Origin of the sequence: Phytohabitans flavus, from assembly GCF_011764545.1 — a bacterium.
GTDB lineage: Bacteria > Actinomycetota > Actinomycetes > Mycobacteriales > Micromonosporaceae > Phytohabitans > Phytohabitans flavus.
This window is the reverse complement of the sequence record NZ_AP022870.1, coordinates 8,139,812-8,154,144: the sequence shown is the minus strand read 5'-3', so window position 1 is coordinate 8,154,144 and position 14,333 is coordinate 8,139,812. Positions and strand designations below refer to the sequence as shown.

17 protein-coding genes and 1 pseudogene are annotated in these 14,333 nt (G+C 68.5%); 7 read left to right on the top strand and 11 right to left on the bottom strand.

Annotated elements, in window-relative coordinates; translation table 11 throughout:
• Positions 1–223 precede the first annotated feature (223 nt).
• Both Pflav_RS36065 and Pflav_RS36060 read right to left on the bottom strand, forming a co-directional pair.
• Positions 224–1,201, bottom strand: coding sequence for a replication-relaxation family protein (locus Pflav_RS36065; RefSeq protein ID WP_173041153.1), 978 nt, complete (start codon positions 1,199–1,201; stop codon positions 224–226).
• A gap of 165 nt (positions 1,202–1,366) precedes the next feature.
• Positions 1,367–2,260 (bottom strand): replication-relaxation family protein, encoded by an 894-nt coding sequence (locus Pflav_RS36060; RefSeq protein ID WP_173041152.1) that lies wholly within the window; start codon positions 2,258–2,260, stop codon positions 1,367–1,369.
• A gap of 1,745 nt (positions 2,261–4,005) precedes the next feature.
• Here Pflav_RS36060 and Pflav_RS36055 point away from each other — a divergent pair.
• The gene (locus Pflav_RS36055; protein WP_173041151.1) at positions 4,006–4,233 is read left to right on the top strand and encodes a hypothetical protein; all 228 of its coding nucleotides are present in this window, start codon (positions 4,006–4,008) and stop codon (positions 4,231–4,233) included.
• 574 nt (positions 4,234–4,807) lie between these two features.
• Here Pflav_RS36055 and Pflav_RS36050 read toward each other — a convergent pair.
• The 8 genes and pseudogenes from Pflav_RS36050 to Pflav_RS36025 form a co-directional block, all read right to left on the bottom strand.
• A complete protein-coding gene (locus Pflav_RS36050; protein WP_232072310.1) occupies positions 4,808–6,151 on the bottom strand; it encodes a prolyl oligopeptidase family serine peptidase in 1,344 nt (447 codons plus the stop codon).
• Entirely contained in the window at positions 6,148–6,738 is a 591-nt protein-coding gene (locus Pflav_RS44275) for a prolyl oligopeptidase family protein (RefSeq protein WP_232072308.1), read from the bottom strand. Before Pflav_RS44275 ends, Pflav_RS36050 begins: the two co-directional genes overlap by 4 nt.
• A 49-nt stretch (positions 6,739–6,787) precedes the next feature.
• A pseudogene (locus tag Pflav_RS48200) lies at positions 6,788–6,898 on the bottom strand (hypothetical protein); the annotation flags it as partial.
• 409 nt (positions 6,899–7,307) lie between these two features.
• On the bottom strand, positions 7,308–7,733 hold the full coding sequence (locus Pflav_RS36045) for a helix-turn-helix domain-containing protein (protein WP_269474649.1): 426 nt from the start codon (positions 7,731–7,733) through the stop codon (positions 7,308–7,310).
• Positions 7,734–8,282, bottom strand: coding sequence for a DUF6879 family protein (locus Pflav_RS36040; protein ID WP_232072306.1), 549 nt, complete (start codon positions 8,280–8,282; stop codon positions 7,734–7,736). It lies immediately after the preceding gene.
• Between the two features lie 70 nt (positions 8,283–8,352).
• Positions 8,353–8,898: a GNAT family N-acetyltransferase gene (locus Pflav_RS36035; protein ID WP_173041150.1), complete on the bottom strand. Its 546-nt coding sequence runs from the start codon at positions 8,896–8,898 to the stop codon at positions 8,353–8,355.
• Entirely contained in the window at positions 8,895–10,145 is a 1,251-nt protein-coding gene (locus Pflav_RS36030) for a tetratricopeptide repeat protein (protein ID WP_173041149.1), read from the bottom strand. Before Pflav_RS36030 ends, Pflav_RS36035 begins: the two co-directional genes overlap by 4 nt.
• 23 nt (positions 10,146–10,168) lie before the next feature.
• Entirely contained in the window at positions 10,169–10,477 is a 309-nt protein-coding gene (locus tag Pflav_RS36025) for a hypothetical protein (RefSeq protein ID WP_173041148.1), read from the bottom strand.
• A 484-nt stretch (positions 10,478–10,961) separates the two neighbouring features.
• Here Pflav_RS36025 and Pflav_RS36020 point away from each other — a divergent pair, with 484 nt between their 5' ends.
• The 4 genes from Pflav_RS36020 (at position 10,962) to Pflav_RS36005 (ending at position 13,606) form a co-directional block, all read left to right on the top strand.
• Entirely contained in the window at positions 10,962–11,942 is a 981-nt protein-coding gene (locus Pflav_RS36020; RefSeq protein WP_173041147.1) for a helix-turn-helix domain-containing protein, read from the top strand.
• A gap of 20 nt (positions 11,943–11,962) precedes the next feature.
• A complete protein-coding gene (locus tag Pflav_RS36015) occupies positions 11,963–12,892 on the top strand; it encodes a helix-turn-helix domain-containing protein (protein ID WP_173041146.1) in 930 nt (309 codons plus the stop codon).
• Entirely contained in the window at positions 12,889–13,095 is a 207-nt protein-coding gene (locus Pflav_RS36010; RefSeq protein WP_173041145.1) for a hypothetical protein, read from the top strand. The genes Pflav_RS36015 and Pflav_RS36010 overlap by 4 nt, the downstream gene beginning before the upstream one ends.
• A 295-nt stretch (positions 13,096–13,390) precedes the next feature.
• Positions 13,391–13,606 carry a DUF5999 family protein gene (locus Pflav_RS36005; RefSeq protein WP_173041144.1) on the top strand — a complete coding sequence of 72 codons (216 nt, stop codon included), beginning with the start codon at positions 13,391–13,393 and terminating at the stop codon, positions 13,604–13,606.
• 59 nt (positions 13,607–13,665) lie between these two features.
• Here the strand turns inward: Pflav_RS36005 and Pflav_RS36000 are convergent, their stop codons facing one another.
• Positions 13,666–13,812, bottom strand: coding sequence for a hypothetical protein (locus Pflav_RS36000; RefSeq protein WP_173041143.1), 147 nt, complete (start codon positions 13,810–13,812; stop codon positions 13,666–13,668).
• Between the two features lie 96 nt (positions 13,813–13,908).
• Here Pflav_RS36000 and Pflav_RS35995 point away from each other — a divergent pair, with 96 nt between their 5' ends.
• Positions 13,909–14,085 carry a hypothetical protein gene (locus tag Pflav_RS35995; protein WP_173041142.1) on the top strand — a complete coding sequence of 59 codons (177 nt, stop codon included), beginning with the start codon at positions 13,909–13,911 and terminating at the stop codon, positions 14,083–14,085.
• 8 nt (positions 14,086–14,093) lie between these two features.
• Entirely contained in the window at positions 14,094–14,330 is a 237-nt protein-coding gene (locus Pflav_RS35990) for a hypothetical protein (RefSeq protein WP_173041141.1), read from the top strand.
• Positions 14,331–14,333 lie beyond the last annotated feature (3 nt).

Below are 14,333 nucleotides of genomic sequence, written 5' to 3'. Positions count from 1 at the left end.
GAAGGCGTGGCCGTCGGGCTCCGATCCCGCAGCTCCGGCCCGTCGTACATGCGAGGTGCTGCCTGCGGGGCACAGCGGCCGATAGGGTCGACGAGCGCCTCTGGCCGTCTCGTCCACTTTTGCTGCCGGCCGGCAGGGCGGGAATCCGGTATGGCACAGCGAGCTGTGTCCACGCGGTCGGGCCTGTGCGCGTTTGATGGCGGACAGGCCCGAGCGGTGGGTGTTACGGCTGCCGGGTGTAGCTGTATCCGCCGTCGACGATGGACTCGTCACCGGGTCGGTTCGGGTCGTGGATGGGGTGTTCGGCGAGGTTCGCCGCGTCGAGGAACAGCGCCTCGTCGTTGGGGTGCTCCAGCTGCTCTGTGTGCGGTAACTGGTGCAACGCCACCCGCTGCCCTGCCCCGACTGGCTGCCACACCGTGTCGGCGGGGTGGCCGGCGTCGGGGTGGGTGGTGGCGACGGTCAGCTGGTGCAGGTTGAGCCGGGCCAGCTGCCTGTGCAGGGCGGCTTCCCGGTCCGGGTCGGCTGCCCGGTACAGCAGGGTGGCCAGGCCGGTGCGTTCGGCGATGGGCGGGTAGCGGTGGACCCGGTTCGCCAGGGTAGGGATGGGGGTGTCGCCGGGGTCGGGTTCGAGCCAGAACCCGTGCCGTTGCTGGTGGTGGATGTACTCGCCGTGCCAGGCGGGGTGGCGGCTGGGGGTGAGTACGCCGTGGCAGGTGCGTGGTGACCACCAGGCCCGCAGATCAGTCTCGGCGTTCCTGCGGGCGTGGGTGGCGAGGTTGACGAAGAACTGGTTGACGTCCCACAGCTCGGCCAGGTGCGGATGCGCCCACAGGCGCTGCTGCTGCCGGTAGGTGCGGGCCGGGCTGGGGATCGGGTCGGCCGGTGGTGTGGCCAGGACGGCGCCGAGCGGTCCGAGGCACCACACCGTCTCGATGGTGTTGGTGCGAGTGGGGCCGATCGAGAAGCGGGCCAGCCAGCCGCGGCGGGAAAGGATACGCAGCCGGCGTTCGGTGCCGGCCGGGTCGGGGTGGAAGCCGAGCGCGGTGAGTTGGGCGGTGGTCAGGATGCGGTGCTCGGCGATCATCAAGGTCGCCCAGCGGTCCCGGCCGGTGGTCCGCCCGACCTCCTCGAGGAACAGGTCGGCGGGGACGGGTTTGGGCGAGGGGACGGTGAACGGGTTGGGGTGGGTGGTCGTCACGACCGGTACCTCCAGGTAGCTACCGCACTCATGCAGCGCGGCGGATGGGGTGCCGCCCGGCGGCGTCGGTGCCGCCAGACGGGGTGGCGCTGGACAGGGACTGCCGCCGCCCGACGATGCGGTCGGCGGCAGCAGGTGTGGTGCGCTGGGGCTTTAGGGCGCGGGCTAGCGGGTTTCGGCGTCTTCGCCTTCGTCCTCCAGGTGGGCGATGGCGGTGGCGAGGTCGGCCAGGGTGAGCAGGCCGGGGTGGCCGTGCAGCCACCACACCCGGCCGGCCGGGCCCAACCCAGCCGCGGTGGCGTGGTCGCGGGTGCCGGTGGCCACCGGCAGGTCGGGCAGGTCCAGTTCGGCGATTTCCTGGTGCAGGTGCAGGGCGCGGTCGGTGGCGTGCAGCCAGAACAGCACCGGCCAAGCCGGCCCGCCCCGCACCATCAGGGTGCAGTAGCTGACGAGCTTGCGGCCGAGCTCGGTGATCGGCTCGGTGCCGGTGTCGAACTCCAGAAAGAACGGCACCTGCCGGTCGCCGATCTGCCAGATGCCGTGCCCGTCGGGGTGCACCGGTGTCGGCCGGGCCTTGAGGTCGGTCGGGTCGTCGCGGCGGGTGAACGCGCCCGGCCGGGCGCATCGCGACTCCGGCCACCACCGCACCAGCGCATGGCCGGGATGGGTGCGGGCATAGCCGGCCAGGTCGGTGAAGAACCCGTTGACCCCGAGCCGGTGCGCCATGGTCCGGGCGGACGTCCACCGCCGGCGGCGGGCCCGGCCGTAGCCGGGCCGCGGTGGTGGTTCGTCGCGTTGCGCGGCGACGACTTCCGCGCCCAACTGGTCGATCACATAGTGGTACGGGAAGGAGCCGCCGTCAGGTTTGAACGGCCGGAACCGGTCCACCACACTAAGGCCAGTCAGGCGGGTGAGGCGGCGTTGGGCGAAGTCCAGGGACGGGAACAGGGCGTGGGTGATCTGGAACGTGGTCAGCACGCCGTGGTCGTACAACCATTCCAGCAGCAGATGGTCGCGGGCGGTCAGCAGGGACTGCGCGCGCAGAACATGGTCAGGCACAGCAGGACTCTCAATTCTGTCGATACGAAACAGGGGGTGGACATGGAAATGTGGCCCCCTGTGGGAGAAGACCCGAGAGGTCTTTCTGAGCAGGACGGGAATCTGTCGCAGCCGCCTTGCCTGCATTGACAGAAGGCGACGGGTCCGTGTCGGGGTCAGTCTGAAGACTGACCCGGAAAGGGACCGCAGCACTGACGGCCGCACCGACCCCAACCCGACCCGACCTGCCACCATCCGGCACCAGCGAAATCGGGGGATGCTCGGGCACCGCACCGGCCGGGTAGCTGCGGCGCAGCGCCGACAACGGGCGCGGCGCCGCGGCGTTCCCTTGGCCAGCGGCACTGCCGCCCGATGTGACGCTGGCGCAATGTGCTGGCACTGCAGCGGCCTAACGCCGTCCGACGGGCACGGGGGATACGTGCCGGCAATGCCGGCACAGCGACCGCCGCTGGCCACTCACGTCCAGGGCCGGCGCGCCGGCCTCAACGCCCCCGACGCCGACGGACATCGCACCCAGCACCACCGGTCCGGACCAGTCGCCGTCAGCGGCCCGGGAGTACGCCGCCGTCCGCCCGTGGCGCCATCGGACGCCCACCCGTGCCGGCCGAGCCTCACCCCCGGCCGGCGAGCGCCGCCGGTCATCGATCGACGGCCGATGACGCCTGCACCTACCAACCGGGGTTTGTCAGACGTGGCGAACACTTCCCAATCTCACAGCGATCTGACAAACACAACCCCTGCGCAAACAAATCCCGCTGTCAGACACGTTGCGTGTCTGACAGCGCGGCGGTCCCCTCCTGTCAGAGCAGGTCACGGGCTGAACCCCATTCAGGCGGCAGCAGAGCGTGACATCACTGTCGGCTGGCGCGCCGGATGCGCCGGTTCCCGGCTGCGCAGCGCCGGCCCTCCGTGGCGTCGGCATCCTCGCCCGGCGCCGCCGCGCAGGTGCGCCAGCGCGCCGTCATCAGGCTCCGCCAGTCCACCGCGGGGCACCGATCGACGGTCACGCTACGTGTCCGGCACTCAAGCGCTGACACATGCCGCAGCGTGCCGGCACAGCCGCGCCGGCCGGCCGCCGCGCGCCGGTACAACCGCGGCATGCCGGCCCGACACTCGCCGAGCCGGGCCTCGGATAGCCCTACCGGCACTGCGGCAGCAGGGCAACGACAGGACGGGTGGCGGCTGTGCCACGGTGCCGGCATCACGGCATCGCCGTACGCCGGGGCGGTGTGCCGGCAGTGCCGAGCCGGTCGGCGGTGCAGCATAACGGGTGCCGCGGTGGCCAGTGCCGCCGGTGTCAACGGACGCGTGGCAGCTGGGCCGATCGGTATGGCCACGAGCTGCTCACGGCGGCCAATGGATCCGACAACGGCGTCGTTGTCAGACACCTCCCAGATCTGCGATCACCCCGCCCGGGTGGCCAAGCGGTCCGGTTAGGTCCGACGACGGTGACCCGAAGCCCGAGCGGTCGCGGGTGCGTTCCTAGCCTCCCGGCGACCTGACAGTGCAGGTCAATGCTGGTTTGTCAGATCCAGAACATTTCTGGCAGTCGATGGCTTGTCAGATTTTCAGTGCTGACAGTCGATGTCTTGTCAGACCGGGCCGGCGGCGGCAAAGGGGGTGCGAAAACCGGCACTGACCTGCACTGTCAGACCCTTGTCAGACGGCTGTGGCGCACTGGGCGCACCTCGCCGCCGCGTCCACGGCACCCTGCCCTGCGCCCTTCCGTGTTTGGAGTCTTCGACATGAGCGCGTCCGACCGCCTCGACGATTGGCCGGCCTCACCGCGGCAGGCCGCCGACCGCGCCTTCGCGGCGTTGACCGTCGACCCGGGCACGACTGACCCTGACCCTCGACTGTGCCGCCATCCTCGCCGGCGCCGGCGCATCCGGCACATTCCCCGCCGGCACTGCCGGCACAATGCCGCGCGCACCGGCTGGCAGTGCCGGCACACCGAAGGATGCCGGCCCTGATCTTGAAGTGCCGGCGGGTGCCGTGCCGTTGCCGGCACTTCGGGACCGGCTGATAGCACACCCGTCGGCCTACACGGTGCGTGACACCATGTGGCGGGAGCTGATCCGCCGCGCCCGCCACGGCAGGCCCGAGTGGGTGATCGCGGCGGTCAGCATGGCCATGCCGGCACTGCTCGCGATGGCCGGACAAACTGGCCACCGGCTACCGCGGCGACCCGGTCGACGCCGACGCCGAAATCCTCACCGGCTTCCTCGAAGGACTACGAGCGACGGTGGACCCGGCCAAGAACGCCCCCACGCCAGCCTGTGTCGCTGCGCGTGGCGGTCCACCGCCGCCGAGCCCTCGAAGATCCGCGTGTCAGACGTCTGTCAGATTGGGAAGTGTTCGCCACGTCTGACGAACCCCGGTTGGTAGATGAAGTCGGAGGCCTTGCGAACAAATCAGTGCGGGCGATCAGGCTCGCGTCGTTGGGCTGCCGCCTGGCCCTATGCGACCTCACCACCTGAGTCCTGCGTCAAGGCCCGCACCTGCCGGTTATCGCCACGCCCGATCGAATGTGACAACCCCGCGGTGCTAGAGATGGGTGGCTGCGGCCAGGAACGCCAGTTCGTCGGCATAGAGCGCGATGGTGCGGGAGACGGATCTGGCGGAATGCCCGACGTCGCGCTCGCGGCGCAGCAGGATCGCGCCGCTGCCGGTGCTGGTGTGTTGCAGGGCCGCGGCGGACTTACGGGCATGCAGCGGATCCACCCGGGTGTCACCGTCGAACACGGTGAACAGGACCGCCGGATACGGGGCACCCTCGCGGACGTGGTGATAGGGCGAATAGCCCAGCAGCCACCCGAGTTGCTCGGGGTCCTCGACGGTGCCGTACTCGCCGGCCCAGGTAGGACCGAGGCCGAACCGCTCGTAACGCACCATGTCCAGCAGCGGCGCCGAGCACACCACCGCCGCGTACGCCTCGGGCCGCTGCGTCAGCGCCGCCCCGACGAGCAGGCCACCGTTGGAGCCACCCATGATTGAGAGCAGCTCCGGCGAGGTGACTGCGTTGTCGACAAGCCAGTCGGCGGCCGCGTGGAAGTCGTCGAACACGTTCTGCTTGTTGGCCAGCATCCCGGCGCGGTGCCACTGCTCGCCCTCCTCGCCGCCGCCGCGCAAGTTCGCCACCGCCCACACGCCCCCGGTCTCCACCCACGCGACGGCGGTCGCGGAGAAGTACGGCGTCTGGGAGACGTTGAAGCCGCCGTAGCCGTACAGCACCGTGGGGTGTGGGCCGGCGGGCAGGTCGGCGCGAGAGAGAAGAAACATCCGGACTGTCGTGCCGTCCTTCGACACGTACTCGACCTGGCGCGTGGCAAGCGCCGGCATGGTGACCGCGCCCGGCGGCCGGGCCCACGCTGTGACGCCGCCATCGCGGCCGTCGAAGCGGTACACCGTGGCCGGTGAGGTGAAGTCGGTGTAGGTGAACCACACCTCGCAGCCGCCGTCGCGACGATCCCGCAGTTCGACCACGCTGCCCATACCGGGCAGCGCCACCGGGCCGCGACGTTCACCGCTGCCCAGATCGTGCAGAGCCAGCTCGCTAACCGCGTGCCGGGTGTGCGCGACCAGTAGCGTCGGCGGGTCCAGTTCGACGCCGTCCAGGAACGCGAAGCCACTCAGGACGATCTCCGGGTCCTCGGGGATCAGATCCTGCCAGGACGAGTACGAGAAGTCGTCGGTTGGGACGACGCACAGCCGGCCACGTGGCGCATCCCGGTTTGTCCACACGTACAGCCGTCCGTTCCGGAACACCGGGGCGGTGGCGGCGTCTACGCCCTCCTGCAGCACCCGCAGGTCCGGCGCGTCGGCCGGCGAGGCGGCCAGGTCGGCGATCCAGACGTCGTTACGCGGGTCGGTGCCCTGTGACGCGGTCACCACCAGCCACCGCCCGTCGGCCGACACGTCTGCGTAGAAGTACCGACCACGCAGCGCACCTCCCCCGCGATCAGCACATCCTCAGCCGGGTCGCTGCCTACCTGGTGCAGGTACACCCGCCGGTGCAGCCGCGGGTCGTCGCCGTCCACCGAGCCCGGGCCGAGGTAGCGGGTGTAATAGAAGGACTCTCCGTCGGGCAGCCACGCCACCGTGGAGAAGCGGACCCGGTCGATCGGCCCCTCGATCAGCGCATTGGACGCGACGTCGACCACCCACAGCTCGGAGTCCTCGTTGCCGCCGGTCGAGCACGTGTACGCCAGCCGGGTGCCGTCCGGCGACGGGCACCAGTAGTCGAGCGTGGTCATGCCGGACGGGTCCACCTCCATCGGATCCACCAGCACCCGCTCGGCGCCGTCCGGCTCTACGGCGAGCAGCACCGCGTGCTCCTGGTCCCCGCGGCGGCGTAGGAAGAACCCGCGACCGCCCCGCCACACCGCCGCGGACACCATGCCCACCGACAGCAGCTCCGCCAGCCTGCCACGCAGATTCTCCCGCGCCGGCCAGGCCGCCCGGTGAGCCTCGAACAAACTCGTCCTGCGCGGCCGACCAAGTGGCCGTTCGCGGATGATCCATGTCCTCCAGCCACCGATACGGATCGGCCACCGGATGCCCGTGCAGCTCCTCGACCAGGTCCAGGCGCTCCGCGAACGGGTAGCAGACCGCAGTACGCTCGACCGCATCAACCATGCGCCCAAGGATGACCGACCCCACGCCGGATCGAACCGCACCTGGCCTGGCTCGACCACTCGCACGGCGCACGGCATGGCCACAGCAGGCAGGTTCGTGGACACCACGATCTACGCTGGGCGGTCACCGGATGCCACGGCGAGGAACTGCTGATCAGAAGGTGCAAAGCCAGCATGTACCGCCGCAGCGAGCCCCACGGCTCCGGGTGAGGGCGGCTACAACCGTCTGAGCAGTTTCTGCCTCACCATTGTTCCGACTTAATTGATCATGACGGACGGGCGGGCAGGTTAGCTGCGGCTTCATCGCGCAGTGACGCGAGGAAGCGCTGGGCTTCTCCACCCTGGAGCGCATCGGCTTGGAGTGCGGTACACGTGTTCGTATGAGCTGACCTCCTCTTGGTCTGTCAGTGTCAGCTCGCGCGTGTACGTCTCGATCGTGACGGCGGCCGTGTCGTCGGGGAGTTTGTAGATGACGAACGGGTGGCGTAGAGCGTCGAGGACGACGTCCCGATTGGGAGGATTGCAAGGTCGATTGCGGGAGTGTGCAGGTCGAGAGGATCTTGTCGTACTGGACGACGAGCATGCTCGGATCGCCGGGACGGAAGCGCAGGGCGGCCTCGGCGACGACGAACATGTCGAGCAGCTCGGGACGCTGGCCAGTGGGAGCGTCGACCGCGGCGAGCCAGGCGTTGACGTCGGCGACCTGGCTTGGTACGCCCATTCTCGATCTTGGAGACTTTGGACTGTGACCAACCGAGCTGGGCTGCAAGCTGCGTGGCGGACAGGCCGGCGGCCTTGCGCGCAGTCGGGTTGCTAGCTCGCGCGGTCGGGGGCAGTCACCAGGAGGATCTAAGCAGCTCGTCGCGGGCGGTTGGCAGGTAGTCGGCGAGCGGAATGGAGTGGGCCAGGGCCAGGTCTCGCTGCTTGCGGAAGGCGTCGGCGTTTGTTGTTGCGGGTTCGATGTCGACGAGTCGGTTGTCCTGGTCGTAGTGCATGACGAAGACGGTGCCGTCGTCGAGCATCCAGAAGTCGAGGTTGAGCTCGTCGAGCGGTCCGGGCTGGTCGTCGCGGCTGGCGATCCGGATGTCCTCGCCGGCGAGCTGGTTGCCCAGGTATCCGATCAGCTCGAACTGTAAGTAGCGCGACAGGGGCCGCTGCACGACGTGTACACGGCGCCAGATTCGTCCCGCGTTGACGCTGTCGGCTGTCATCCGTAGCCAGGGATCGGTTTCCGGGTTTCGCGGAGGCAGTGCCTTCCCTTCGAAGAAGGCGCGAAACAGTGCGGCCTCGCCGGGCGCGTTGTACTCACTGCGTGTCTCCAGCCGGAACGCGGACCGCTCGATCTGTCGCAGGAGCTGAGTCAGCTCGTCCATGGTCATTCGCATCGCCGTCCTAGACGAAGCCCCAAGAGTGTGTTGCGCGCCCAACTGACCCAGCCCACAACCTTGGCGGGGCTCAATGCGGCAGGGGTATGACTAGCGCGGCTAGCCATGGGGCGTCGTCGGCGGGTTGTACGGCGGCGACTTGTTGCCAGCCCCAACGTTGGTACATGGTGCGGGCAGGTGCGTCTGGTTCGGCCAGCAGCATGGCGTAGGGTTCCGGGCGACCGTCAAGCAGCGCGTTCATGAGGAAATGGCCCAGGCCGTGGCCGCGTCGCGTCTTGCGTACTACGAGTTCGATGACGGCGAACTTGGGAACGTGGAGGATCTCCGTTGGCGGCTGTGGTGTTGTGGCGCCCCGCCACCAGCCGCCGGCTGGGAAAGGGAATCCGAAAGCGAAGCCGTCCAGTTCGCTGCCGGTATGGGCGGTCACCAAGGTGAACCCGTCGTTGTCCTTCTGACGGTTGGTGCGATCGAGGAAGCGTTCGCGGCTGAACAGTGGCCCGCCGTTGTACGGCGGCTCGGCGTATACCTCGCTGTAGAGTTCGACGATCGGGTCTAGGAGGCGGTCGACCTCGGCCGGGTCGTGCCGTCGCAGCTGGCTGCCTTCGCGGCTGGTCATGGGTGGATCCTCGGTTGGCCCACCGGCCTCAGCAGTTCGTCGAGTTCTTTGACGGCTGGTCGTGATCGCTCCTTGCCAGGTACAGCGTCGAGCACCTGACGAGCCACCCCCGTGACCAGGGCGGTGCGTTGAGGTGTCGGGAGCGCGGTGAGGATGGCCTGGGCGTGCCGCGTGCCGTCGGTGATGTGGCCGGCCTGAATGAGGCGACGGGCGGCGTGGAGCTGGATCTGTGCCCGTGACCGCGGTGCCGTGCCTGGGATGAGAGCTAGCGCCTGTTCCTGGGCTGTCGCGGCCTCGTTGACGTCGCCGAGGTGAGTATGGACGTAGCTGGTGGTGTGCCAGAGCCGGCGTTGCGGCCAGCCGGACAGGATGGTGGCCGTGCTGGTCACGGCCGTTGGTAGACGATTGAACGCCTGGTTGAGATGTTCGATGGCGTCCCGTGCCTCGCCGGCCCGGCCCAGCAGTGCCAGCATTTGGGCCCGTGCGCCCAGGGCTTCGGCAGTGCCGGGGTGGACGGATCTGCCGCTGATGGCGATCGCTTCGTCGGCTCGATGCAGGGCAAGTCTGAGGGGGCGTTGCTCATAGATGGCGTGCGTTGCGTCATGGCTTCGCACCAAGACCCGGATCGCAGTGTCGGTGGAGGAGTCCGCGGCGTGTCGCGCTGTGCGCCACCAGCGACGGGCCGATCGGAACTGGCCCAGATTGACCAGCGACATGGCCATCAAGGTAGTCAGCAGGGCCGCGATACGCGACAACTCCGGTCGGACCGGTTCGGCGGCTGCGCCGAGGTCGCGTTGTAGATCGGCAAGGTCGGCAGCCAGGTCGAGGACCAAGGCGCGCGGGCTTTGGTTGTAGTAGGCGTGCTCGTAGTCCTGCGCAACCGAAGCCCACTCGGCGACGTCCAACTCGCCGGCGGGACGCTCCGGCAGCGAAGCGGCAAGGCCCTCGCGGACCGCGTCGACAGCATGCCCAGGACCAACGGCGAGCGTGGCCAGCACCTGCTGAAGCAAGATCCGCCGCTGCACGCTGCTCTCCAGCCCGTCACCCTCCGCTAGTCCATCGAGACTAGCCGACACCGACCGGCCGGTGACCAAAGCGTTGGCGTCGAGCCCCCAAACGCCGACTGTGCGGCGGATGGGCTCCGGCGTCCGCTGCCATCCGACAACGTGGCCGGGCCGCTCTGCCGCCTCCCACGTCGTGCCATAGCCGCGGTCGGGATCGCTGCCCGCAGCTTGCCCGAGCGCCACAGCGGCGGTCGGGGCGTCATGGCCTAGGGGTTCGATAGCGTCGGTTCGCCCGGGGTATTTGAGGGCCGGCCAGCTGCGAGATCCGCGGTGTCAGGTGGACCCAGTAGCACGGCGAAGTCGTGTCCCCAGAACTCTTCTGCGACCCGCTGCATCACTGGCCGGGGGCGGTCGACCTGGCCGCCCATCCAGCGGGCCAGCTGACGGGGTGACAGGCTCGCCTGCTCGCCAAGGTCGTAAGCCTTCTTCTCGAAGGCGTGACACGTTTCGTCGATCGTCCAGCGGTTTTCCCGGACGAGCTTCTCCAAAAGAGTTCGGTGGGGCAGCACAGCCACGTTTCGACATTAGGCCAGCCAGCGAACGAACGCGACACGGCAACGGCGTGACGCGAACAAATGGCAGGCAGATGTCATGCCAAAGGCAGCTGACCCCTCTTCGGTGCTGCCGTCGCAGCGGGATCGTAAACGCCGGGGCCATGTTCGTGCCTTGGGGCGCATATCGAGCCGCCGTTATGGAAGGCGATTCGGTGACCGGCACCGTAGCCAGTCGAAGTTGGCTGTCGGGCCCAGATGGCTGGGCCGATGATGCACGCCGCAGGCCGGGCGACGGTCCTGGGGCTCAGCCATTTGAAGCGCCGGTGGTCGCGGTGTGTCGCATCAATGGCACTGGATCGGCGGATGTCTGGCATGGAGGGGGCGCTTTGTTCGCCGGCACGCTGTTGCCCAGCGGTTGCCACGGATGTCCAACCGATGATCTCCTGAATGGAGGTGGCCATGCTGGCGCGGGACGTTATCACCGCCGCCGCGATGACGACAGACGATGCGCGCCCCGATCCGCGGCGCCGCAGTCGGCTCTGTTGTGGAAACGCCAAGTCGGGCTGGCATGCAGTGGCGGTCTGGTGTGGAGGTCGGCATGCCGTCGCGTCGTGATCGTGATGTGTCGTCGCTGCGGTCGCGGTGGCTGGGTGGTCGGTTGCGTGAGCTTCGTGAGGATCGTGGTCTGACGCTGAAGTACGCCGCCTCGTATCTGGGCGTTGATTACGCGGAGCTTGCGCATCTTGAGCATGGGCGGCGGGTGTTCCAGTTCGACAAGGTGGCCGCGCTCCTGGACCTGTACGGGGTTCTCGACCGGGTCGAGCGGGATCATCTGTTGGGGTTGGCGCGGTTCGTGTTTCGGTTGCCACAGTGGCAGGACGACTTCGCTGGCCCTGACCTTGACGTGTCCATGTTGGACTTCCTGTGGCTGGAGTCGATCGCGCAGCAGATCAGCTGCTACGGCCCGGTGTTGGTGCCGCCTCTGCTGCGGACTGCGGAGTATGCGGAGGCGGTCGTCCGCCGCGAGTGCGAGCCGGTCTCGGACACGCAGTTGGGTTGGTGGGTGCGCACCCACCGGGAGCGGCAGCAGGCCTTGGACGGTGGGGTGACGAGGGTCCGAACCGTGCTGGCCGAGTCAGTGTTCCGGCGACCGGTCGGCGGCCCGGCTGGCACATTGCCGGGCCAGCTCGAACACCTGGCCAAGCTGGACGGTGGTGACCGCGTCCAGATGCGGGTGCTGCCGGCAGAGGCCGCCTATGTGCCATGGGCAGACGGCTGGTTCACCGTGTTCGGGCTGCCCGAGCCCTATCCGCGGCAGGTGGCCTGCACCGGACAGCAGCGCAGCGTGGCCATCCACGAAGGCCCAGTAGCCGAGCAGTACGCAGCCTTGTTCGACCAGCTTTGGGGTGCCGCGTTGGGGCCGGCTGAGTCGGCGGCGGTGATCGGCCGCCGCGCCTATGACGTTGCTATCGATTCGACCAGTTGAGATGAAGGAGGAGCACGGTCGTGCCGACGAAACGGGAACAGTTCGTGCAGACCATCCGCGCCCAGTATCTGGGTGAGCGGATGCGGGGCTTGCGGGAAAACCGTGGACTGACACTGAAATACATCGCCGCCCATCTCGGCGTCGAATTCTCCACCCTCGCCCGCTATGAGCGGGCGGAGTGGCCGTTCCGCCGAGACCACGTCATCGCCCTGCTGGACGTGTACGGCGTCTACGACGAGGTGCAGCGGTCGCAGCTGATCGAGTTGGCGCAGTCGGCGTGGCAGATCAACCAGTGGGAGCCCACCGGCGGCCGCTACGACAGCCTGCTGCCGGACGAGGGCAGGGGGTTCTTGCCGATCGATCCGTGGTGGCTGCAGGCCAAGGCCGAAGAGCTGTGTATCTACGCCCCGCTGTTGGTGCCGGATGTGGTGCAGACGAGGGACTACGCCGAGACGATCGTCCGGCAAACGGTGCCGGACGGGCGCCGCGTCGACCAGATCGTCGCCCGACTGGTAGGCCGGCAGCAGCAGCTGGAGGACCAGCCGCGTACCCGGTTGAGCGTCCTGCTGGAAGAGCAGGTCCTGCACCGGACGGTCGGCGGTCGGTTGGTGTTGCAGCAGCAGTTGGAGTTCCTGACCCAGACGGTGGAACGGCCGCACGTCGACATACGGGTCCTGCCTGCAAATTGGGGCTGGCATCCCGGCCTGGACGGCCCCTTCACCGTCTGCAAAATGCTGCGCCCCTATCCACCGGTCGCGATCGTGGAGCACTTCACCGGCCGGCTGGTGATCGAGGCCGACGACGCCGACCGCTACCTCGACACCTTCGACAAGCTCAAGCAGACCACCCTGGAACCGACCCGCTCCATCGAACTTATGCAGGAGACCGCCGACGACCTCGCCGGCGGCCGCCGGTCGACCAACCCAGAGGGGCAGGGGGCTGCAGCGTGATGCTCCCGATCAACTCCGACGCCGCGAAGACGGTCGTCGCTGTCGCGGCGCAGCGGATCGCCGCCTACGCCGACCGTAACCAGATCCAGATCGACCAGGCTCAGTGCGAGGAACTCGCTGACAACCTCGTACACGTCTACCAGGTGTTCTTCGCCGGCCTGAGCCATAGCTCCGCACCGACCGACGCCAGGCCCACCGACTGACTGCTACCGAAGGCACCTCGGCGTAGGCGGCTCCGGCTACCTCCGCCAACGCGTACAAGGATCTCCTCGGTCGCACGCGACCTGGGTCTCCGTGCCGCCGGGTGATCCGGCAGGCGCGCCGCAGGATGTGGGATCCCTGCCCCCGCTCAACCTGGCTCGCGGCGCGCCTGGCCGGCCCAACATCCCTTCAACCTGACGATTCGAGCTGTCTGACGCACGTCCCGGATGCGCCACGAAAGCGACCACCGGGCAGAACGCAGCCCATTCCACCAACCGGCACTTGGGGGACCGTCCAATGTGTTTACACCAGCCCGCCTGCCCATCGGTTGATGCGACCGACCGGGAAGCGGCCCGGATCATCGCCTCGTTTCCCGAGCAGGGCTGGAGTCTGCTGTGCAACGGCTTGGTCGTGTTCGAGGACACCGGCGAGATCCTGCCCAACGGCCGCATCATCGCCCCACACCGCGGTCCCGCCCGGCACGTCAAGACCGAGGAGCTGAGCAGCAGGTGACTGCTGCCTTGATGAGAGACAGGCTCGCGATCACCTTCATCACCTACAAACGTGCGCCACTACCAGCTCGACGACAGCTCAGAGGAGCAGCCGCGGTACCGGCTGGTGGAGCAGGTGATCCGGGACGCCGCCCCCGTCGTCGTCCAGGGACTGTCCGGTCGGACGCCGAAGTTGACGTTGAAGCGGCTGGCCGCCGCGACCGGCATGGTCTGCACCCTCGGCAAAGACCGCACGGGCCACATCGCGGCGGTCCGAGGCAGCCATGGCGACCTCGCTGTCGGGCTGATGTGGCGGCCCCGCTGTTGGCCACACCAGCGAGCCTGCACGTCCATGAAGGGCCGGACTGGTGGCACGCGCTGATCAGCGTCGAACTGAACGTCGGCGACGGCCACCGGATCCGGCACGCAGCTACCACGCCCCGCCCCGCGATGGCGGGCTGGAACGCCCCGACGAAGCCGCACGGCTGGTCAAGGCGGTGACCGGGTCGATGGGGCTGGTCGGAGCCGACTGGAACAACCCCCACCACTACACCGACCGGTGCGGCAGCGAACTGGTCCGGCCCGAACCCCACTGGGACCACGACGAACCAACAGAGCTGGTCCTAGCCAACCGCGATACCGCCGACATCCTCACCCAAGGCGGCCTGCACGACCCATCGACCGTGCTCGACCAGCCACGACCGGTCAGCACCGAACACTGGCCCGACCAACTCCACAACGGCTAGCCC